We start from the raw sequence: 19929 nt of genomic DNA on the forward strand, positions 1-19929 counted from the left end.
TGCGGAGCCGGGCATCATCGGGGTCCGCGGTCCCGCTACGCGACCGGCGTCCCGTACGACCGCCGCCCCCGCCGGTGGGCGATCTCCCCCAGCAGGATGTCGACGGCGAGGAAGGCCGCCAGCGGAATGCCGAACAGGGGCAGGAAGTAGCCGAGTACGGCGATGCCCGCCAGCAGTGGCACGAGGATCTGGGGCGGGACCTGCTGCCAGGCACCCCGCGGGATCGGACGGCCGAAGGAGGTGCCCCGGCCGCGCTGCCACCACATGCGGTAGCCCCAGACGATCAGCAGGATCAGGGAGGCGGCGAGCAGCATCAGGGCGATCTGGTTGGCCAGGCCGAACAGGACGCCGGTGTGCAGGTCGATGCCCCACCGGGTGAGCTTCGCGAGCACTGGGTATTCCGCGAAGCGCACCACGTCGGTGACCCGGCCGTCGGCCGGGTCGATCGCGACGGCGTCCTGTTTCGTGGGCCAGCCGCGCTGCACCTGCTTGACCACGTACGCCGAGTTCGCGTCGGCGGGCGGCACGATCTCCACCGGGTCGCCCAGCCCCTCGGCCCGCGCCGCCGAGAGGACCTTGTCCAGGCCGACGCCGTGCGCGGCGTCGCCCGCCTGCCCGGCGGCGGAGCCGTGGCCGGCGTGTTCACCGCCTGCGGCCGCCGACACCGACGGGGTGGCCTGGCCGAGCGAGGTCCGCAGCTCGTCGATGGTGGCGCCGGCGTAGGCGGACCAGGTCAGGCCGGTCGCCGAGAGGAAGAAGAACCCTATCGCCGCCCAGACGCCGACGGTGCCGTGCAGTCCGAGGGTGCGGCGCCGGCCCTTCGTCCCTCGCACCTTGCGCAGGGCGCGGCGCCGGGAGAACCACAGCGCCAGCCCGCCCGCCGAGATCACCCACAGCCAGCTGGCCGCCAGTTCGCTGTACAGCCGCCCCGGCTCCCCCAGGTGCAGGTCCCGGTGGAACTCGTCGATCCAGGTACGCAGCGGCAGCGCGCCGGTCGAGCCGTACTGCTCGAGGGAGCCGCGCACCTGTGCGGTGTACGGGTCGACGAACACGGCGAGCACGTGGCCCTCGCCGACGCCCGGGACGCCGGACAGCATCACCCTGGTCGTGGCGTCGGCCTCGGGTGAGGGGCGTACGGCCGAGACGGTGCCCTCGGGACGGGCCTTGCGGGCGGCGGCCACCTGCTCGCTGATCGGCAGCTTCTTCTCACCCACGGGGACGGTCAGTTCGTGGTCGTACACGAGCTTCTCGGCCTGAAAGGAGCCCGCGTACAGCAGACCGGTGACGGCGGCGACGAGGAGGAACGGCGCCACCAGCACACCGGCGTAGAAGTGCAGGCGGAGGATCAGCGGGCGCAGGGAGGCCCAGCCGTTCTTCGGCGGTGCCGGGGCGGCCGGCTGCGGGGCCTCGTCCGTGGTGGTCGAGGGAGCGGTGGTCATCGGCAGGCTTCTCCGGGAGGTCGTCTGGGCCGTTGCGGTGTGAGCGGTGGCCGTTGCGGTGCAGTAGTCGGGGCGGCGGTGCGTTCAGTTCCCGGAGAACGTGCGTGATGTGCGTCACGTAAGGGTGGGGGGTGGCGTGTCATCCTGACGCGATGGGAACAACGGGCGATCGCGCACCCCTGGCCGAGCAGGTCGGGCAACTCCTCGACGGGGGACTCCCGTTGACCATCGTCGCGGCCGGTGACCCGGTGCTGCGCCAGGGCACGGTGCCGTACGACGGTCAGCTGGAGCCCGCCCTGCTGGCCCGGTTCGTCGAGGCTTTGCGGGTCACCATGCGCGCGGCGCCCGGGGTCGGCCTGGCGGCGCCGCAGGTCGGTGTGCCGCTCAGGATCGCGGTGATCGAGGATCCGGCACCGGTGCCGGAGGAGGTGCGGCTCGCCCGCGGACGGGTGCCGCAGCCGTTCCGCGTGCTGGTCAACCCCTCCTACGAGCCCGTCGGGGAGGCGCGGGCCGCGTTCTTCGAGGGCTGCCTGAGCGTTCCGGGCTGGCAGGCGGTGGTGGCGCGGCCCGCCGAGGTGCGGCTGACCGGGCAGGACGAGCACGGACGGGCACTGGACGAGGTGTTCACGGGCTGGCCGGCGCGGATCGTGCAGCACGAGACGGACCACCTCGACGGCGTCCTCTACCTGGACCGCGCCGAGCCGCGATCGCTGGCCTCCAGCCAGGCGATGGCGGAACGCTGGGCCCAGCCGACACCACAGGAGGCGGCGCGGGCACTGGGCTTCGAGCTGCCGTAGCCGGGCAGGCCTGCGGGCCTTCCGACCTGGCGGCTGAGAGAGTAACCGCCGCGCGCCCGCGGGCTCGGCCTGCCCACCGACTTGATGCACCGGCCGCTCGGCGCGCTCTCGGGCGGGCAGCGGTGCCCGCGCACGCGTGAGGCCGGCCGGCGCCGGCGGGTGCCGGCCGGCTCGCGGGTCAGGCGTCCCGGTACGCCTCCAGCAGCCGCAGCCACACCTCGCTGATCGTCGGGTAGGACGGCACGGCGTGCCACAGACGACTGAGCGGGACCTGGCCGGCGACCGCGATGGTCGCGGAGTGGATGAGTTCGCCGACGCCGGGGCCGACGAGGGTCACGCCGCGCAGGATCTCTTCCTCGAGGTCGACGACCATGCGGGCGCGGCCCTGGTAGCCGTCGGCGTACAGGCCGGCCCCGGAGACGGTGGACAGGTCCACGTCGACGGCCTTCACCCGGTGACCCGCCTGTTCCGCCTCGGCCAGGGACAGGCCCACGGCCGCCGCCTCCGGGTCGGTGAAGACGACCTGGGGGACGGCCGCGTGGTCGGCCGTCGCGGCGTGGGCGCCCCAGGGCTCGGAGACGAGGTTCTCCCCCGTGGCGCGGGCGGCGATGGCCGCGCCCGCGATGCGGGCCTGGTACTTGCCCTGGTGGGTGAGGAGGGCACGGTGGTTCACGTCGCCGACCGCGTACAGCCAGTCGTGGCCGGACACGCGGAGGCTGTCGTCGACCGGCAGCCAGGAGCCGGGGTCGAGGCCGATCGACTCAAGGCCGATGTCGTCGGTGCGGGGGGCGCGGCCGGTGGCGAAGAGGATCTCGTCGGCCTCGATGCGTTCCCCCGTGCCGGTGACGGCCACAACCGTCCCGTTCTCCCGGGTCACCGCCTCCACCGACGTGCCCGTACGGACGTCCGCGCCGGCCTCGGTGAGCGCCTCGGCGATCAGCTCCCCGGCGAAGGGCTCCATGCGGGGCAGCAGACCCTTGCCGCGGACCAGCAGGGTGACCTTCGATCCGAGGGCCTGCCACACCGTGGCCATCTCGGTGGCGACCACGCCGCCGCCGATCACGATCAGCCGGCCGGGCACCGTCTTGGAGCTGGTGGCCTCCCGGCTGGTCCACGGCTTGACGGCGTCGAGCCCGGGCAGGCCGGGCAGGGCGGCGCGGCTGCCGGTGCAGACGGCGACGGCGTGCCGGGCGGTCAGGACGCGCTCGCCGCCGTCGGGGCCGGTGACCGTCACCGTGCGGGATCCGGTGAGTCGCCCGTGGCCGCGGTACAGGTCGGCGCCGATGGAGTCCAGCCACCCGACCTGACCGTCGTCCTTCCAGTTCGAGGTGTAGTAGTCCCGGTGGGCGAGGACCGCGGCCGCGTCGAGGGGGCCCTGGACCGACTGGCGCAGACCCGGCACGCGGCGGGCGTCGGCGCGGGCGATGACCGGCCGGAGCAGGGCCTTGCTGGGCATGCACGCCCAGTAGGAACACTCGCCGCCGACCAGCTCGCTCTCCACGACCGCGGTGGTCAGTCCGGCGGCCCGGGTGCGGTCGGCGACGTTCTCCCCCACGGGCCCGGCCCCGAGCACCACGACGTCGTACGCGTTGGTTTCCGTTTCCGTCATGGGGTCAGTCTGGTGGGTGGTGTGCGCCCTGGCCACATGGGTAGGGGCGCGGAATACGTGTCCGGTCGGCCGTGTTGTGCCGACGGCTTGACCCCACACCAGGAAGTAGGGATGTACGCCATGAGCAGCACCGTGGAGCTCACCAAGGAGAACTTCGACCAGACGGTCACGGACAACGAGTTCGTCCTGATCGACTTCTGGGCCGACTGGTGCGGGCCGTGCAAGCAGTTCGCCCCGGTGTACGAGAAGGCGGCCGGGGAGAACCCGGACCTGGTGTTCGGCAAGGTGGACACCGAGGCGCAGCCCGAGCTGGCCGCGGCCTTCGGTATCCAGTCCATCCCCACGCTGATGATCGTCCGTGACCAGGTCGCCGTGTTCGCGCAGCCGGGCGCCCTGCCCGAGGCCGCCCTGACGGACGTCATCGGACAGGCCCGCAACCTCGACATGGACGAGGTCCGCAAGGCGGTAGCCGAGCAGCAGGCCCAGCAGCCGGCCGAGTGACCCGGCAGCCCGGCGGCCGAGTGATCCGGGCCGGGGCCCGGACGGCCGGGCCCGCCGGGCCGGCCCCCGTGCGGGGGGGCGCGGCGCCCTAGAAGGGGTAGGGGGCGACGTCTCCGCGTACCGTCGTCCAGCGCAGTTCGGTGAAGGCCTCCAGGTTGGCCTCGCCGCCGAACCGGGCGCCGGTGCCGGAGGCGGCGACGCCGCCGAAGGGCGCCACGGCCTCGTCGTTCACGGTCTGGTCGTTGATGTGGACGATGCCGGTCGGGATGCGCTCGGCCAGGTCGAGGCCGCGGGCCGGGTCCCTGGTGACGATGCCCAGGGAGAGGCCGTAGGCGCTCTGCGCGGCCAGGGCCGCCGCCTCGTCGGCGGTGCGGAAGGAGCGGACGGGCGCCACCGGGCCGAAGACCTCCTCCGCGTAGGCGGGGGTGCGGTCGTCGACGTGGGCGAGGACCGTCGGCCGGTAGAAGAGCCGGTCGTGGGTGCCGCCGGCGGCGAGCTTCGCACCCGCGGCCGTGCTGGCCTCGACCAGGCCGCTGATCTTGGCGAGCTGGCCGGAGTCGATGATGGGACCGAGGTGGACCTGTTCCCGGTGCGGGTCGCCCACGGCGAGCGAGTCCGCCTTGGCGGCCAGCCGCTCGACGTACTCGTCGTAGAGGGACGCGTGCACCAGATGACGTCCGGTCGTCATGCAGATCTGTCCCTGGTGGAAGAACGAACCCCAGGCGGCCGTGGATATCACCGCGTCGAGATCGGCGTCCTCCAGGACGATCATGGCCGAGTTGCCGCCCAGTTCCAGGTGGGCCCGCTTGAGGTGACGGCCGGCGGCCTCGCCCACGGCCCGTCCGGCGGCCGTGGAGCCGGTGAAGGAGAGGACCGGCACGCGCGGGTCGGCGACCAGGGCCTGTCCGGCGTCCGGGCCGCCGGGCAGCACGTGCAGCAGGTCCTGAGGCAGGCCTGCGGCGGCGAAGACCGCTGCGAGGGACAGCCCTCCGCAGACGGCGGTGCGCGGGTCCGGCTTCAGCAGGACCGCGTTGCCCAGCGCGAGGGCCGGTGCGACGGAGCGGATGGACAGGATCAGGGGGGCGTTGAACGGCGAGATCACGCCGACGACGCCGGCCGGGACGCGCCGCGTGTAGGACAGGCGCGGCGCTTCACTGGGCAGTACCTGGCCGGCCGGGCGGGAGGCGAGCGCGGCGGCCTCGTAGCACTCCTGGGCTGCGACGTGCAGCTCGAAGTCGGCCTTGCCGGGGACGGAGCCCGATTCGCGGACGAGCCATTCGCGCAGTTCGGCGGCGTGCTCGGTGAACAGGTCGCCGGCCTTGCGGAGCACGGCGGCCCGGGCGAAGTGCGGTGCGCGCGCCCACGCGGTCTGGGCGGTGGCGGCCCGCACGGCAGCGGCTTCCACGTCCTCGGGGGCGGCCAGGGCGAGCGTGCCGAGGGCTTGGCCGGTGGCGGGTTCGGTGACGGTGTACCCGGGCCCCGCGAGGCTGCGGGGCTGCCAGGTCTTCGTGTCGAGCAACGGCATGGCGGCTCTCCGATCGATCGGTCACCGGCTGACGGGCGAGCGGAACTCCCGTGCGTGCGCGGCCGGTTCGGCGGTCACATGGCGGAACGCGCCGAGCGGGCGCGGCGCTGCGCGCCGCGGCCCGCGCAGGAACGCGTCCCCGTTTTGTTGAGCATGCAACATCCTAGCCATGCCGCGCACGCGGACCGGACCGCCTGTCGGTTGCCGTTCCGCCGATCGCCTTCCGCCCAGGGGCACTTGCCGATCGGCGACACCTCCCGCGCCCGGCGCCCGGCGCTCGCCCTCAGCCGGTGTCGACGCCGTCCGCGGTGGGGTGCCCGTCACCTGACGGTGTGACATGCCCGCCGGATCAGCTCGATTCGCGGTGCAGCACCGTCGCCCCCAGCACCTTGTGCGCCTCGGGCTCGGTGGCGGGATTGCGCACCGTCCGGTCGACCAGTTCGGCGAGTTCACGCCCGGACGGCAGGTGCAGGCGGACCGTGCTCAGCCGGGGCCGCAGCAAGCGCCCGACCATCAGGTCGTCGGCCCCGATCACGGCCGTCTCCTCGGGGATGCGGATGCCCTCGTCCAGCAGGGCCCGCATCAGCAGCATCGCGTACTCGTCGTTGTAGGTGAACACCGCGTCCAGGTCCAGCGCGCGCCAGCGGGCGGCGAGACGTGCCGCGGCCTCCTCGTCGTAGGCGAGGGGCAGTTCGGTCACCGTGGCGTCCGTGCCCCGCAACGACTGGCGCACGCCGTCGAGGCGGGGTGCGGAGAACGCATCGAGGCCGGACTCCTGAGGGACGACGACGCCGATCCGGCGTCTGCCGCGGTCGTAGAGGTGGGCGCCCGCGCTGTGGCCGACGACGTCGTGGTCCATGAGCAGCGCGTGCGCGCCCTCGATGGTCTCGGGGCCCAGCGTGACCACGGCCCGCGCTCCGGAGCGCTTGAGCACCGCCACCCCGCGCGGACCGAGCCCGGAGCCGGGCACGAGCACGGCCACGGGCCGCAACTCGGCCCAGGAGCGGGCTGCTTCGTCGCCGTGCGGGACGCCGGTTCCGTGCTGCACGACCGTGTAGTCCAGGGCGGCGAGCGACCCCTGGAGGTCGGTGAGGAACCGGCTGTAGAGCGGGCCGACGGGGAAGGTCGGCGCGGGGATCAGGACCATGCGGCTGTGCCCGGCGCGCAGACTGCGGGCCGCGGCGTGCGGCACGTACCCGAGTTCCTTCGCGGCCTCGTGCACACGGCGGCGGGTGGGTTCGCTGATCCGTACGGCGCTGGTGTTGTTGAGGACGTAGGAGACGGTCGCGCGCGAGACGCCGGCCAGGCGGGCCACATCGGCGCTCGTGGGTACGGAGCGCGACGGTGCGGGGGACGGGGGCGCGGGCGTTTTCGGTATCTGCACCATGACGTACGGCATCTTGGCAGAAGCCTCAATGCGCCTGTCCGGCGGGGGAGTTGTGAGAAACCCGTGAGCGCTCACGGGGTGCGGCGGGGTGCCTGACGGCAGCCGGTGCCCGCGCCGGTCACCCGGTCGACCAGGTCGACCCACGCGGCCTCCAGCCGGGCCAGGGGGGTCTCGCACTGCCTGGTCAGGTGGTGGATGAGGGCGGGGTCCAGCTGGCCCATCAGCGTGTGGGAGAGGAGATCGCAGTCGGCGTCGGGGACGGCCTGGCGCAGCAGCATCTCGATGTGGTGCCGCTGCACGCGCCGGGCGGGGGCGACGAAGCGGCGGTCCGCGCCGGGCTCGGCCGCCAGCTGCAGCTCCAGGTCGTCGGCGGAGCGGCGCAGCATGGCGCAGCCGAACGCGCGCAACCGCTCCACGGGCGGGGCTCCGGGTCCGAGCGGCGGTGGTCCGCCGAGGAAAGCGGCCTGGAACTTCTTCTCCGAGTGATCGAGCAGCGCCGTCAGCAGGCCGGTACGGTCGCCGAACCTGCGGAAGACCGTGCCCTTGCCGACACAGGCCTCGGCGGCCACGGCCTCCATGGTGACGGCCTGCGCGCCCCGCTCCGCCACCAGCCGCCCGGCGGCCTCCAGCAGCCGGGCACGGTTGCGCGCGGCGTCGGCCCGCAGGCACGGCTCGTCGCCCTCCAGGGCGGTGCCGAGCTGAAGCAGCTCGGGATGACCGACGGGCTCCTGGGGCGTCGGGAAGGGGGGCGGGGCGGTGGACATGAAGCCAGCGTAAAGCATCGGGAAGAAAACTGGACCGCGGTCCGGTTAGGATGCTAGAAAGTTAAACGGACCCCGGTCCGGATCCTCAGCAGTGTGTCAGAGCAGTGCCTCAGATGTGGGAGTCAGCATGTCCGTTCGTATCCTCGCCCTCGTCGGCAGCCTCCGCGCCGGTTCGCACAACCGTCAGCTCGCCGAGGCGGCCGTGAAGCTCGCCCCCGAAGGGGCCGAGGTGGACCTGTTCGAGGGTCTGGCCGAGATCCCCTTCTACAACGAGGACATCGACGTGGAGGGTAGCGTCCCGGCCGCCGCCGCGCGGCTGCGCGAGGCCGCGAACGCCGCAGATGGCCTGATCCTTTTCACCCCCGAGTACAACGGCACCATTCCGGCCGTGCTGAAGAACGCCATCGACTGGCTGTCCCGCCCGTACGGTGCCGGTGCCCTCAGCGGCAAGCCGGTCGCCGTGGTGGGCACCGCGTTCGGTCAGTACGGCGGTGTCTGGGCGCACGACGAGACCCGCAAGTCCGTGGGCGTGGCCGGCGGCAAGGTCCTGGAGGACGTCAAGCTGTCCATCCCCGGCTCGATGACCCGCTTCGCCGAGACGCACCCGGCCGACGACGCCGAGGTCGCCGAGCAGCTGACCGAGGTTATCGCCCGCCTGCACGGTCACGCCTCGGAGCCCGCGGCGGCCTGAGCCCGACACCTCGGCTCGCACACACGGAGGGGCCGGAGCCGGAAACGGCTCCGGCCCCTCCGGCACGGCGGCGCAGTCGCTCCGGCCGGCTGCGGCTCGCCCTCAGACCGGCTGGGGCTGGGGCTGGTCGGCAGGCCGGTGAATCGGCCCGCCCGAGCCGGTGAGCGGTTCACCCGTGCCGCCGTGCCGTACCGCGACGATCTCCGCCGCGATCGACACGGCGGTCTCCTCGGGCGTACGGGCGCCGAGGTCCAGGCCGATCGGAGACCTGAGCCGGGCCATCTCACACTCGCTCACGCCCGCGTCCCGCAGTCGCCGCCGGCGGTCCTCGTGGGTGCGACGGGAGCCCATGGCGCCGACGTAGGCGACGGGCAGCCGCAGCGCCTCCGTCAGCAGGGGGATGTCGAACTTCGCGTCGTGGGTGAGCACGCACAGCACCGTGCGCCCGTCGGTCCCGGTGCGCCGCAGATAGCGGTCGGGCCAGTCGACGACGATCTCGTCCGCCTCGGGGAAACGGGCCCGCGTCGCGAAGACGGGGCGGGCGTCGCACACGGTGACGCGGTAGCCGAGGAACTTCCCCGCCCGCACCAGGGCCGCCGCGAAGTCGATCGCGCCGAAGACGATCATGCGGGGCGCTGGGGCGGCCGACTCGACGAGCAGGGTGAGACCCCCGGGGCAGTGCGTCCCGTCCTCGGAGAGTTCCACCGTGCCGGTGCGCCCGGCGGCGAGCAGGGCATGGGCCCGGTCGAGCGCGGCGCGGTCCAGGTCCGGCGCGCCGCCGAGACCGCCGTCGTACGAGCCGTCGGGGCGGACCAGCAGGGCCCGGCCGAGAAGGCCGGACGGGCCGCGGACCACCCGGGCCAGGGCCACGGGGTCCTCCCGGGCGGCGGCTGCCAGGGCGGCCGTCTCGGCCGGACGCCCGCCCCGGAACGGTGTGATCATGACGTCGACCGTTCCGCCGCAGGTCAGTCCCACCGCGAAGGCGTCCTCGTCGCCGTAGCCGAACCGCTCCACCACGGTCTCGCCGTCCTGGAGGGCCTGGAGACACAGGTCGTACACCGCACCTTCCACGCAGCCCCCGGAGACCGAGCCGACTACCGTGCCGTCGGCGCACACGGCGAGTGCGGCGCCGGGAGGGCGCGGGGCACTGCCGTCGACGGCGACCACCGTGGCGACGGCGAAGTCCCGGCCCTCCTCGATCCACTCGTGCAGGGACCCTGCGAGATCAAGCATCGCCGCCCGCCAGCACGCGGTCGGGCCGGATCGGCAGGTTCCGGTGGCGTACGCCGGTCGCGTGCCACACGGCGTTGGCGACCGCCGCGGCCGCGCCCACGATGCCGACCTCGCCGATGCCCTTGATGCCCACCGGGTCGTCGGGGTCGGGGTCGTCGATCCAGTCGGCCTCGATGTGCGGGACGTCGGCGTGCGCGGCGACGTGGTATCCGGCGAGGTCGGCGCCGTAGAGGCCGCCGCTCTCCCGGTCGCGGACGGCTTCCTCGTGCAGGGCCATCGAGATCCCCCAGGTCATGCCGCCGACGAACTGGCTGCGGGCGGTGAGCGGGTTCACGATCCGGCCGGCCGCGAAGATGCCGAGCATGCGCCGGACGCGGATCTCCCCGGTGGCGGGATCGACGGCGACCTCGGCGAACTGCGCGCCGAAGGAGTGCCGCTCCTTGCGGGCGAGGGCTCCGAGGGCCTCGGCCGTGTCCGACCGTACGGTGATGCCCTCCGGGGGGATGTCGGCACCGGGCATGAGGCTCCGGCGCAGCTCCCCGGCGGCCGCCGTGACGGCCCAGCCCCAGGAGCGGGTGCCCGCCGAGCCGCCCGCGATCGTCGCGGGGCCGAGGTCGCTGTCCCCGATCCGCACCCGGACACGGTCCGCGGGCACCTCCAGGGCGTCCGCCGCGATCAGAGTCAGCGCGGTCCTCGCGCCGGTGCCGATGTCCGCGGCGTTGACCCGCACCGTGAAGGTGCCGTCCGCCTGTGCGGTCACGGCCGCCGTGGACGGCATGGCCATCACGGGGAAGGAGGCAGCCGCGGTCCCCGTGCCGAGCAGCCAGCGGCCCTCCCGGCGCACCCCGGGCCGCGGATCCCGCCCGTCCCAGCCGAACCTGCGGGCGCCCTCCCGGAAGCAGGCGATCAGGTTGCGGCTTCCGAACGGCAGCCCGGACACCGGGCCGACCGCGGGCTCGTTGCGCACCCGCAGCTCGATCGGGTCGACGCCGCAGCGCTCGGCGAGCTCGTCGAGCGCCGACTCCAGCGCGAACGAGCCGGGCGCCTCGCCCGGGGCGCGCATCCAGGTCGGGGTGGGGACGTCTAGCTTCACCAGCCGAATGGCGGTGTGGTGGGCGTCGGCGGCGTACATCGACCGGCTCGCGGCGGCGCTCGGCTCGACGAAGTCGTGCACGGTCGAGGTCTGGTTCAGGGACCGGTGCTCCAGGGCGCGCAGCCGCCCGTCCGCGTCGGCGCCGAGCCTGACCCGCTGGGCGGTGGGGCTGCGGTGGCCGGCGAGGGAGAACATCTGCCGGCGGGTCAGGACGACCCGGACGGCTCGCTGCAGCACGGTCGCGGCCATCACGGCGGCCACCTGGTGCGCCCGGGTGCCCTTGCTGCCGAAACCGCCGCCGACGTGTTCGGAGCGGACCCGCACGGAGGCCGGGTCGAGGGAGAAGAGGTTCGCGAGCTCGTCGGCGACCCAGCCCGTCCCCTGATTCGAGTCGACGACCTCCAGCCGTCCGCCCTCCCACCGGGCCGCCGCCGCGTGCGGCTCCATCGGGTTGTGGTGCTCCTCGGGAGTGGTGTACTGCGCGTCGACCACGACGGCGGACGCCGCCAGTTCGGCCTCCAGGTCGCCCTTCTCCACCACGGCCGGCATGTGTCCGTCGAGCGGGTAGGCCTCGGACTCGCGCCGCGCGGAGAACGCGACGTCGTGCGGCTCCCGGTCGTAGTGCACCGCGAGGGCGCCGGCGGCCTCCCGGGCCTGCTCGGACGTCTCGGCGACGACCAGGGCCACCGGCCAGCCCATGTGGGGCACCCGGTCGTGCTGGAAGAGGCCGGTGCTCGGATCCGGCGCGACGCCCATGATGCCGGTGAAGGCGGTGTCGACGCGCGGGGCGTTGCCGTGGTGGAGCACGGTGAGGACGCCGGGCATCGCGAGCACGGCGTCGGTGTCCAGGGCGCGGACGCGGCCGCGGGCCACGGCCGACAGCACCAGCCAGCCGTGGGCGAGGTCCGCGAAGGGGATCTCCCCGGCGTAGCGGGCCGCGCCGGTGACCTTGTCGCGGCCTTCGACACGGGTGTGCGCGGTGCCGGTGCCGCCCCGGGTGGCGGTGGTCATCGGGTGGCCTCCTCGGCGAGTTCGCTCAGCACGGCCACGACGAGGTTGCGCATCAGGGTCACCTTGTATCCGTTGCGGGGCAGGGGCCGGGCGGCCGCCAGCTCGGCGTCCGCGGCGGCCGCGAAGTTCTCGGCGTCGGCCTTGGCGCCGGTCAGGACACGTTCGGCCGTGCGGGCGCGCCAGGGGCGGGAGGCGACCGCGCCGAACGCGAGGCGCACGTCGTGGACATGGCCGTCACGGACGTCGAGCGCGGCGGCGACGGAGCCGATGGCGAAGGCGTAGGAGGCTCGCTCGCGCACCTTGCGGTAGCGGGAGTTGGCCGCCGCGGCGGTGGCGGGGAGGGTGACGCCGGTGATGAGCGCGCCCGGCGGCAGGGCGGTCTCCAGATGCGGGGTCTCCCCCACCGGAAGGTAGAAGTCTCCGAGCGCCGACTCGCCTGCCCCGGCAGCCGTTTCGTACGACACGCCGGCGTCGAGGGCGGCCAGTGCCACGCCCATGTCGGAGGGGTGGGTGGCCACGCAGTGCCCGGAGGCGCCCAGCACGGCGTGATTGTGGTGCTCGCCCGTGATGGCGGGACAGCCGCTGCCGGGATCACGCTTGTTGCAGGGTGAGTCGACGTCGGCGAAGTAGCCGCAGCGGGTGCGCTGGAGGAGGTTGCCGCCGACGGTGGCCATGTTGCGCAGCTGCCCGGAGGCTCCCGCCAGCACCGCCTGCGCCAGAGCCGGGTAGCGGCGCCGGACCTCGGGGTGGGCGGCCAGGTCGCTGTTGGTGACGGTCGCTCCGATGCGCAGCCCGCCGTCCTCGGTCGGTTCCACGCGGTTCAGGGGCAGTTCGCGTATGTCCACGAGCCTGGCGGGCCGTTCGACGCCGGTCTTCATCAGGTCGACGAGGTTGGTGCCGCCGCCGAGGAACCGGGCTTCCCCGTCGCCGTCGAGCAGCGCCACGGCGCCGGAGACGTCGTACGCCCGCTGGTAGCCGAACTCCCTCATGCCACCACTCCTTTGGTCTCTTCGGCGGCCCGGGCCACGGCCTGGACGATCGACACATAGGCGCCGCAGCGGCACAGGTTGCCGCTCATGCGTTCGCGGATCTCCTCCGGGGTCAGCGGCGGTGGCCCCGCCTCGGGCCGGACGTCGCCGGTGACCGCGCTCGGCCAGCCGGCAGCGTGCTCCTCGAGCACGGCGATGGCCGAGCAGATCTGGCCCGGCGTGCAGTAGCCGCACTGGAAGCCGTCCAGGTCGAGGAACGCCTGCTGAACCGGGTGCAGGCGCTCGCCCTCGGCCACGCCTTCGATGGTGGTGACCTCGCGCCCCTCGGCGGCCACGGCGAGCTGGAGGCAGGCCAGGTGGCGGCGGCCGTCGAGCAGGACCGTGCAGGCACCGCACTGGCCCTGGTCGCAGCCCTTCTTGGTGCCCGTCATGTCGAGTCGTTCACGCAGCGCGTCGAGCAGGGTGGTGCGGTGGTCGACGGTCAGCGTGTACTTCTCGCCGTTGACGGACAGGGTGAGGTCGCTGGACGTCGATGGGGGCATGGAAGCCTTCTCTCTGACATCGCCGGACAAGGGGGCGGGAGCGTTGCGGGTGGTGGTGCCGGTCAGCGACCGGGCGGGGTTCGAGGGCGCGCCCGCGCGGCGCGTCCGGCACGGTCTGTCCGCAGGGGCGGCCCGCCGATACGATGGGACAAGCGGACAACTGTCCGCTCCTGAGGAAACTTAACGGACAGCTGTCCGCTTAGCAAGGTCCGGTTCAGGCCGCGGCCCGCGAGGAGTACGAGTGCGGCAGAAGAAGGACGCCCCCCTGCGCTCGGACGCGCAGCGCAACCGCGAGACCATCCTGGAAGTGGCGCTGGAGGAACTGACCCGTTCCGCGGATGCCCCGCTGAGCGCGATCGCCCGGAAGGCGGGCGTCGGGCAGGGCACCTTCTACCGCCACTTCCCCACCCGCGAGGCACTCGTGCTGGAGGTCTACCGGCATGAGATGCAGCAGGTCGCGGACACCGCGGCGCCACTGCTGGAAAGCCGGGAGCCCGACCGGGCGCTGCGCGAGTGGATGGACCGGCTCGCGCGGTTCGCCCTGGCCAAGGCGGGCCTGGCCGACGCGATCCGGCAGGCCACCAGCGCGCCGGGGCAGCCGGCGAAGCCGGGGCACGCGCCGGTGTCCGAGGCGGCCGAGCTGCTGCTGCGTGCCGCGGAGGGGGCCGGCGCCATCCGCCCGGGGATCACCGCGGACGACCTCTTCCTCCTCATCGGCGGGCTCTGGACGCTGCCCCCGGGTACCGACTGGCAGCCCCGCGTCACCCGCCTGCTGGACTTCGTCATGGACGGGCTGCGTGTGGGGGCGGCTGCCGGAGGTCAGGGACAGTCGTAGGTGAAGCCGGCGGTGACCGTGCGCGGCGTCCCGGAGAGGATGCGCAGCTCGGCCCGGGCCGTCCGGTGCCCCGTGCCCTGGAAGGTCCAGCGCAGGTGAAGGCGTGCCTGCCGCTGCCCCGGGGCCAGCACCTCCTCCAGCACGCCCGAGGCGGTGCCGTCGCTCCGGGACCAGCGGTAGGACAGCGTGCCCGGGCGGCCATTGGTGGTGACGAGGGCGACCAGGTCCGCGGTGCCGCCGCAGCCCAGGGACGCCGGCCGGGCCGTGACCGTCACCGTGCGCACCCCCAGGGGCGGCCCGAGGCGCTGCCAGGCGAGGAACGCGAGGACGCAGAGCACGACCAGCACGGGCAGGGCGTGTCTGCGCAGCCGTCGCTCCCGAGGCGCGGGAGGCGGTGGGACGGCGGGCAGTGTCCGGTGGGTGCGGTGGTGGACGACGGCGCTCACCCCCGGGCCGAAACGCAGCACGGTTCCTTCGACCCGGTCGGGGGTCGCCGACCGGGCAGGCGACGCCTCCGCCGCCACCGGTTCCGCGATGGTCTCGTCAGCTCCGGGCCGCTGGATCCAGTGGCTGGCGAGGACGGTGGCGCTGTACTCCGCATCGACTCCGAGCGCCCGGGTGGGGCCGGCGGAGCTTCCCGGCACCTCGGCGCGTTCACCGCCGCGAGAGTGCCCGAGCACGGCGGTCACCTCGCCGGCACCACCGAGCACCGCCGTCCGCTCCCCATCACGACCGGCCACGGCGGTCACCTCGCCGGCACCACCGAGCACCGCCGTNNNNCACCTCGCCGGCACCACCGAGCACCGCCGTCCGCTCCCCATCACGACCGGCCACGGCGGTCACCTCGCCGGCACCACCGAGCACCGCCGTCCGCTCCCCGTCACGACCGGGCACGGCGGTCTGCTCGTCGGCGCTGCTGAGCACCACGGTCTGCTCGTCGCTGCGACCGGGGCTTCGACCGGGCACCTCTGGCCGCTCCCCCGCCGAGCCCAGTACCGCTGTCAGCTCGTCGTCGGTCGGCCCGGTCGGCACGGACGTGCGGTCGTCGTCGTGTGCGCTCATCGCAGATCGCACCCCCTGGTGAGGAGTTGCTGCGAGGCGCCGCCGTCGGCGGCGGCCGGGTTCGTGGTGGCCTGCACCGTCCAGTAGCAGCCGAGGTTCCGGAAGGTGTGGTCGACGCTGAGCGTGTACTGGGTGGCGCCGCTGCGCTCGAAGGTCTCGGACGCGCCGTCGGCCGTGCCCGGCTGCCCCGCGGTGTCCCCCGAGAACCAGGAGACGGTGATGGAGACCGGGCCGGTGCCGTCCGTGGTGATGCCGAGGGTCGCCGTGGCGGTCGTGGGGCCCGTCTGCCGGAAGGCCGACACAGTGACGTCCTTTACGGCGGGCCCGGAGGGCGGGGCCGGGGCCGTGGTCGTCGGCGTCGTCGCGGTGGGGGGTGCGGTGGCCGTCGCGGCGGGAGCGGTCGTCTCCTCGCCTCCGGGCGGGGCGGCGGAGGCCGGGGGCGAACCGGTGGCGGTGGCCGCCGGGTCGGAGGCCGACAGGGTGGGGGACGGCGACGGGACGGCCGAGACCGTGGGAGTGGCGGACGGGGAGGCGCCGGCCGGGCCGGCAGATGCCGCCGGGCCCGCACCGGACCCGGCGCCGGTGGTGGCCAGGGCCTGGGCCGCCCGCTGCGCCGCGGTCCCGGGGGCGTACGGCAGCCCGTACGTCAGCAGGGCGCCGAGCAGGACCGCGGCGGCGGACACGAGCAGTCCGGCGCGTCCGGGCAGCCAGGGGCGGGCCCGGCCGGGGCCCGGCGTCCGGCTCAGCACCGTGCGAGCGGTGTCCGTGGTGCTCCGGGGGGCCGTGCGGGCCGAGGGAAGGAGCAGGGGCAGCAGGGCCACCAGCGCGGCGAGCCTTCCCCGGCCGGTTTCCTCCCAGTCGGTGCCGTAGGCGGCGCCTGCGACCGCCTCCAGTTCGACGACGAACGCCTCGGCCTGTCCGGGGCGATGAGCCGGGTCCTTGGCCAGACCGCGCCGCACCAGCTCCCGCACCGCCTCGGGGACCTCCTCGGCGGGGACGGGCGCGTCCAGGTGCCGCAGCGCGAGCTCCGCGAGGTTGCCGCCGTCGTACGGCTTGCGACCCGTCAGGCACTCGAAGAAGGTGGCCGTGGCCGCGTAGACGTCGGAGGCGGGCGAGGCCGGTGAGCCGGTCCACTGCTCGGGGGCCATGTAGGACGGGGTTCCCGCCACACCGGCGCTGGTGCCCGCGTCCACGGCGATGCCGAAGTCGACGAGCTTGGAGGACCCGTCCGGTGCGACCAGGACGTTCTCCGGCTTGTAGTCGCGGTGGACGACGCCGAGGTGGTGCGCGTCGGCCAGGCCGAGCAAAGACCCCTTGAGAACGACGAGCGCGGCCTCCGGAGCGAGGGGGCCCTCCCGCCTGAGCAGGGTGCGCAGCGGGACGCCGTCGACCAGCTCCATCACGATGGCGGCGCCGTCCGGGCTTTCCACGTACTCGTACAGCCCGGCGACGTGGGGGCTCTCCAGTCCGCCGAGCAGCCGTGCCTCCGCCCGGAAGTCGCGCACGAACCCGGGCCGGGTGCGCAGCGACTCGCTGAGGTACTTCACGGCGACCGGGAGACCGGTCTCCTCGTGCACGGCGAGGACGACCCGGCCGCTTGCCCCTGACCCGAGTTCGAGCGACTCGGTGTATCCGGGCACCGCCCATGTGTTCATTTCCAGCCCCCCAAAGGCGGCCGCTCCCCAGCGGCCGGCCACATTCGGAGACATATTTTTCGGCCACTGCGGTTGCGTGGCCAGAAGTGCGCGCGAGGCGTGCCCGGACCGTGACAGAGGCGCGGTCGTCCCGCCGGGGCGCGCTCCGGTGACGCCCGTCTCAGGTTCGGAGCCCGTTCACCTCCGTGCCGGGCACACCCAGCAGGAGCAGCGTCACGTCGTCGTCGGAGATGTCCGTGTCCGCGACGAGGGTCCCGACCAGGCGGTCCGCCGCCTGGTCCAGGGTGCCCGGGTCGTCGACGGGGGCGCCCTTCAGCGCGAGGTCGACGGTGCGGGTGAGGACGTCGATCTGCGCCTCGATGTCGGTGCCGGGCCTTTCGACCAGCCCGTCGGTGTAGAGCACGAGGGCACTGCCCGGCGGCAGCGGCCTGGTCGCCTCTTCGAACGGCACCCCGGGTCCCGCGTCGTTGACGCCCAGCGGCACGCCGACGGGCGAGGTCAGCCGGCAGGCCGGTCCGTCGGGGGGCAGGACGATGACGGGCAGGTGCCCCGCCGAGCAGAGGGTGACCTCGTGCCTGCTCTGGTCCAGGACCAGATAGACGCAGGTGACCAGTTGGCCCGCCAGGTCGCCCACGAACGTGTCGAGGGCCCCCATCAGCCCGCTGGGCGTGACACCCGTGCGGGCCAGGGCGTGGGAGGCGGCGCGCAGTTGCCCCATGACGGCCGCGGCTTCCAGGCCCCGGCCCATCACGTCGCCGATGAGGACGCCTGTGCGGCGCTCGTCGAGAGGGATGACGTCGAACCAGTCGCCGCCGACTCCGGGGTCCTGGACGGACGCCAGGTACCGGTAGGCGCACGGCAGGTGGGCCAGACGGGGCGGCTCCCCCATGAGGCTGTGCTGCAGGGTGTAGGCGATGCGCCGCTGCTGCTCGTAGCGTTCGGCGCGTTCGGCCTCCAGCCGTCTGCGCTCGGTGATGTCCCGGACGGTCAGGACCACCAGAGTCTCCTGCTCGGACCGCACACTGCTGACGCTCACCTCGACCGGGAACTCGGAGCCGTCGCCGCGCAGCCCGAACAGGTCCGTGTCCAGGACCGTCGGCTTCGGAGCACGCAGCCGGAAGTACGCGTCCAGGAGGGCACCGTGCCGTCTGCGCCGGGCGGCGGGCACCAGGCCGATCACGTCGGTGCCGACCAGGTCGCCCGGCACACGTCCGAACAGGCGTTGCACCTGCGGGTTGGCCATGAGGACGGTGCCGTCGCCGTCGGTGATCAGGGTGGCGTCGGGAGCGGACTCCAGCAGCGCGAGGAACCGCCGGTGCGACCGCTGGACCTCGCGCTGCGCCGCGACCCGGTCGGTGATGTCGGTGACGACACCGCACAGGGCGTAGGGCGTGCCGGAGGCGTCCCTGAGCGGGAAGAGGGTGGAGAGGACATCTCGCGCACCGGCCGGCAGGGCTAGCCGTTCCTCTCGCTGCACGGGTCTGCCCGCCGCCAGCACCGCGAGGTCGGCGGCGCGCACCTGACGCGCGAGGTCGGACGGCATGACCTCGTCGTCCCGGCGTCCGAGGACCTGGTCCCGGGACAGCTTCAGGCTCTCCTCGAACGTCGTGTTGACCGCCAGGAAGCGGCCGTCCAGGTCCTTGATGAACACCACCGCGGGCGTGTGGTCCATGAAGGCCTGCAGCAGTGCGTTCTGCCGGACCTGCCATTCGAGACGGCCGTGCGCCACCTCGACACGACGGCCCACGGCCAGGGTCGCGAAGATCACCGCGGTGAACACGGCCACATGGCCGCAGACGAGGAGCGCGGTGCCCAGCCGGGATCCGAACACGCCCTCGTCCTCGCCCGCCAGGGTGGCCAGGCCCAGCAGCGGCGGCACGACCAGGACGGTGACGAACAGCCATCGTCCCAGCGCGCCCGTCGTCCCCGCGTTCAGCAGCAGCCCCGCACAGCCCTCTCCCGGACGGGCCAGGAAGAGCGCCGTGCCCAGCAGTATCAGCGCCACCGCGGTGTGCAAAGCCATACCCGAGTAGGGGCCGAACTGCTCCAGTTCGGGCACCGCGTAGGCCGCCCCGTACAGCCTCAGCATGCCGAGAGCGCCGACGGCCAGTCCCAGGACCTGACTCACCCAGGCGGGAACCCGGGGCGCACCGGCACAGACGGAACCCACCCCCGCGGCTATCAGCGCCACGGTCGTTTGGGGCGCCATCCGGCCCGGCGGCCCCGTTCCCTGGTGGACGGTGTCGTCCGCGAAGAGGAGCTCGTCGATCCCCAGATCCGCCCCGGCCGCATACTCCATGAGGGTGAGCGCGCCGAGCAGGGCGACCAGGACCGCCGCCACACGGGAGACAGCGAGCGCCCCCGGGCGGGCGCCGGCTCGCACGGCCACGTACAGGGAAAGGCCGAGCGCCATGAGGGCGACGGCGGTGTTGGCCTTCATGGCCACCGCGCCAGGGAGCACTTCCTTCAGGGCATCGGTCCCCGAGATCCATCCGATGAGGCCCACCAGGCCCAGCAGACCGGCCGGCACGGCGGCGGCCCCGGCCACCCGGTGCGCGGTGGCGAGAGCGCGTGCGTGGAACGGCAGCCCGTCGACCCGCTCCGCGCTGTGTGCGCCAGGCAGCGCGGACGCCTGCTGGTCCCTCGTCACCGCATTCTCATCCCTGCCGGATGACCGTCAAACCGCATCAAACAGCCTAAGTAATAGGAAAGGGTATAGCTGTGACGGACGGCGGGCCCTGTGAGGCAGCGGGCCGCATGAAGCAGTCGAGTGGTGTGAGGTGTCTGGGAAAGCAG

16 protein-coding genes are annotated in these 19929 nt (G+C 73.8%); 4 read left to right on the top strand and 12 right to left on the bottom strand.

Annotated elements, in window-relative coordinates; genetic code table 11:
• Positions 1–35: 35 nt before the first annotated feature.
• The gene (locus ADK65_RS27770; RefSeq protein ID WP_053673693.1) at positions 36–1439 is read right to left on the bottom strand and encodes a PepSY-associated TM helix domain-containing protein; all 1404 of its coding nucleotides are present in this window, start codon (positions 1437–1439) and stop codon (positions 36–38) included.
• A 152-nt stretch (positions 1440–1591) separates the two neighbouring features.
• Between ADK65_RS27770 and ADK65_RS27775 the strand changes: the two genes are divergently transcribed.
• Entirely contained in the window at positions 1592–2236 is a 645-nt protein-coding gene (locus ADK65_RS27775; protein ID WP_053673694.1) for a peptide deformylase, read from the top strand.
• Between the two features lie 178 nt (positions 2237–2414).
• Here ADK65_RS27775 and ADK65_RS27780 read toward each other — a convergent pair whose 3' ends face one another.
• A complete protein-coding gene (locus tag ADK65_RS27780; RefSeq protein ID WP_053673695.1) occupies positions 2415–3845 on the bottom strand; it encodes a dihydrolipoyl dehydrogenase family protein in 1431 nt (476 codons plus the stop codon).
• 120 nt (positions 3846–3965) lie between these two features.
• Here ADK65_RS27780 and trxA point away from each other — a divergent pair, with 120 nt between their 5' ends.
• Positions 3966–4346, top strand: coding sequence for a thioredoxin (trxA, locus tag ADK65_RS27785; RefSeq protein ID WP_053673779.1), 381 nt, complete (start codon positions 3966–3968; stop codon positions 4344–4346).
• Positions 4347–4434: 88 nt separating this feature from the next.
• Here the strand turns inward: trxA and ADK65_RS27790 are convergent, their stop codons facing one another.
• The 3 genes from ADK65_RS27790 to ADK65_RS27800 all read right to left on the bottom strand — a co-directional run bounded on the left by ADK65_RS27790 (position 4435) and on the right by ADK65_RS27800 (position 8022).
• The gene (locus tag ADK65_RS27790; protein WP_053673696.1) at positions 4435–5871 is read right to left on the bottom strand and encodes a benzaldehyde dehydrogenase; all 1437 of its coding nucleotides are present in this window, start codon (positions 5869–5871) and stop codon (positions 4435–4437) included.
• 349 nt (positions 5872–6220) lie between these two features.
• On the bottom strand, positions 6221–7258 hold the full coding sequence (locus ADK65_RS27795; RefSeq protein WP_053673780.1) for a LacI family DNA-binding transcriptional regulator: 1038 nt from the start codon (positions 7256–7258) through the stop codon (positions 6221–6223).
• A 71-nt stretch (positions 7259–7329) separates the two neighbouring features.
• Positions 7330–8022, bottom strand: a complete 693-nt coding sequence (locus ADK65_RS27800; RefSeq protein ID WP_053673697.1) for a TetR/AcrR family transcriptional regulator — start codon at positions 8020–8022, stop codon at positions 7330–7332.
• Between the two features lie 127 nt (positions 8023–8149).
• Here ADK65_RS27800 and ADK65_RS27805 point away from each other — a divergent pair, with 127 nt between their 5' ends.
• Positions 8150–8713 carry an NAD(P)H-dependent oxidoreductase gene (locus ADK65_RS27805; RefSeq protein WP_031110747.1) on the top strand — a complete coding sequence of 188 codons (564 nt, stop codon included), beginning with the start codon at positions 8150–8152 and terminating at the stop codon, positions 8711–8713.
• Between the two features lie 102 nt (positions 8714–8815).
• On the opposite strand, the gene ADK65_RS27810 is transcribed toward ADK65_RS27805, so the two are convergent.
• From ADK65_RS27810 to ADK65_RS27825, 4 genes are read right to left on the bottom strand one after another with little or no spacing between them, the layout of a single operon-like run.
• Positions 8816–9946 carry an XdhC family protein gene (locus ADK65_RS27810; RefSeq protein ID WP_053673698.1) on the bottom strand — a complete coding sequence of 377 codons (1131 nt, stop codon included), beginning with the start codon at positions 9944–9946 and terminating at the stop codon, positions 8816–8818.
• Positions 9939–12050 (bottom strand): xanthine dehydrogenase family protein molybdopterin-binding subunit, encoded by a 2112-nt coding sequence (locus ADK65_RS27815; RefSeq protein WP_053673699.1) that lies wholly within the window; start codon positions 12048–12050, stop codon positions 9939–9941. The genes ADK65_RS27810 and ADK65_RS27815 overlap by 8 nt, the downstream gene beginning before the upstream one ends.
• Positions 12047–13039, bottom strand: a complete 993-nt coding sequence (locus tag ADK65_RS27820; protein WP_053673700.1) for an FAD binding domain-containing protein — start codon at positions 13037–13039, stop codon at positions 12047–12049. Before ADK65_RS27820 ends, ADK65_RS27815 begins: the two co-directional genes overlap by 4 nt.
• A complete protein-coding gene (locus ADK65_RS27825; protein WP_053673701.1) occupies positions 13036–13581 on the bottom strand; it encodes a (2Fe-2S)-binding protein in 546 nt (181 codons plus the stop codon). Before ADK65_RS27825 ends, ADK65_RS27820 begins: the two co-directional genes overlap by 4 nt.
• A 241-nt stretch (positions 13582–13822) precedes the next feature.
• Between ADK65_RS27825 and ADK65_RS27830 the strand changes: the two genes are divergently transcribed.
• On the top strand, positions 13823–14416 hold the full coding sequence (locus ADK65_RS27830; RefSeq protein WP_053673702.1) for a TetR/AcrR family transcriptional regulator: 594 nt from the start codon (positions 13823–13825) through the stop codon (positions 14414–14416).
• On the opposite strand, the gene ADK65_RS27835 is transcribed toward ADK65_RS27830, so the two are convergent.
• From ADK65_RS27835 to ADK65_RS27850, 3 genes are all read right to left on the bottom strand, one after another.
• Positions 14401–15156, bottom strand: a complete 756-nt coding sequence (locus tag ADK65_RS27835) for a hypothetical protein (RefSeq protein ID WP_234352976.1) — start codon at positions 15154–15156, stop codon at positions 14401–14403. The two genes, ADK65_RS27830 and ADK65_RS27835, sit on opposite strands and share 16 nt — an antisense overlap.
• 318 nt (positions 15157–15474) lie before the next feature.
• Positions 15475–17133 carry a serine/threonine-protein kinase gene (locus ADK65_RS27845; RefSeq protein WP_053673704.1) on the bottom strand — a complete coding sequence of 553 codons (1659 nt, stop codon included), beginning with the start codon at positions 17131–17133 and terminating at the stop codon, positions 15475–15477.
• Positions 17134–17293: 160 nt separating this feature from the next.
• Positions 17294–19783, bottom strand: coding sequence for a PP2C family protein-serine/threonine phosphatase (locus ADK65_RS27850; protein ID WP_053673705.1), 2490 nt, complete (start codon positions 19781–19783; stop codon positions 17294–17296).
• Positions 19784–19929: the final 146 nt, after the last annotated feature.

Source organism: Streptomyces sp. NRRL B-1140, assembly GCF_001280065.1.
GTDB lineage: Bacteria > Actinomycetota > Actinomycetes > Streptomycetales > Streptomycetaceae > Streptomyces.

Coding starts and splice junctions, on each gene's coding strand:
- ADK65_RS27795 (WP_053673780.1), bottom strand. CDS start 7,258: ATGGTGCAGATACCGAAAACGCCCGCGCCCCCGTCCCCCGCACCGTCG.
- ADK65_RS27800 (WP_053673697.1), bottom strand. CDS start 8,022: ATGTCCACCGCCCCGCCCCCCTTCCCGACGCCCCAGGAGCCCGTCGGT.
- ADK65_RS27775 (WP_053673694.1), top strand. CDS start 1,592: ATGGGAACAACGGGCGATCGCGCACCCCTGGCCGAGCAGGTCGGGCAA.
- ADK65_RS27825 (WP_053673701.1), bottom strand. CDS start 13,581: ATGCCCCCATCGACGTCCAGCGACCTCACCCTGTCCGTCAACGGCGAG.
- ADK65_RS27790 (WP_053673696.1), bottom strand. CDS start 5,871: ATGCCGTTGCTCGACACGAAGACCTGGCAGCCCCGCAGCCTCGCGGGG.
- ADK65_RS27820 (WP_053673700.1), bottom strand. CDS start 13,039: ATGAGGGAGTTCGGCTACCAGCGGGCGTACGACGTCTCCGGCGCCGTG.
- ADK65_RS27805 (WP_031110747.1), top strand. CDS start 8,150: ATGTCCGTTCGTATCCTCGCCCTCGTCGGCAGCCTCCGCGCCGGTTCG.
- ADK65_RS27770 (WP_053673693.1), bottom strand. CDS start 1,439: ATGACCACCGCTCCCTCGACCACCACGGACGAGGCCCCGCAGCCGGCC.
- ADK65_RS27780 (WP_053673695.1), bottom strand. CDS start 3,845: ATGACGGAAACGGAAACCAACGCGTACGACGTCGTGGTGCTCGGGGCC.
- trxA (WP_053673779.1), top strand. CDS start 3,966: ATGAGCAGCACCGTGGAGCTCACCAAGGAGAACTTCGACCAGACGGTC.
- ADK65_RS27845 (WP_053673704.1), bottom strand. CDS start 17,133: ATGAACACATGGGCGGTGCCCGGATACACCGAGTCGCTCGAACTCGGG.
- ADK65_RS27815 (WP_053673699.1), bottom strand. CDS start 12,050: ATGACCACCGCCACCCGGGGCGGCACCGGCACCGCGCACACCCGTGTC.
- ADK65_RS27810 (WP_053673698.1), bottom strand. CDS start 9,946: ATGCTTGATCTCGCAGGGTCCCTGCACGAGTGGATCGAGGAGGGCCGG.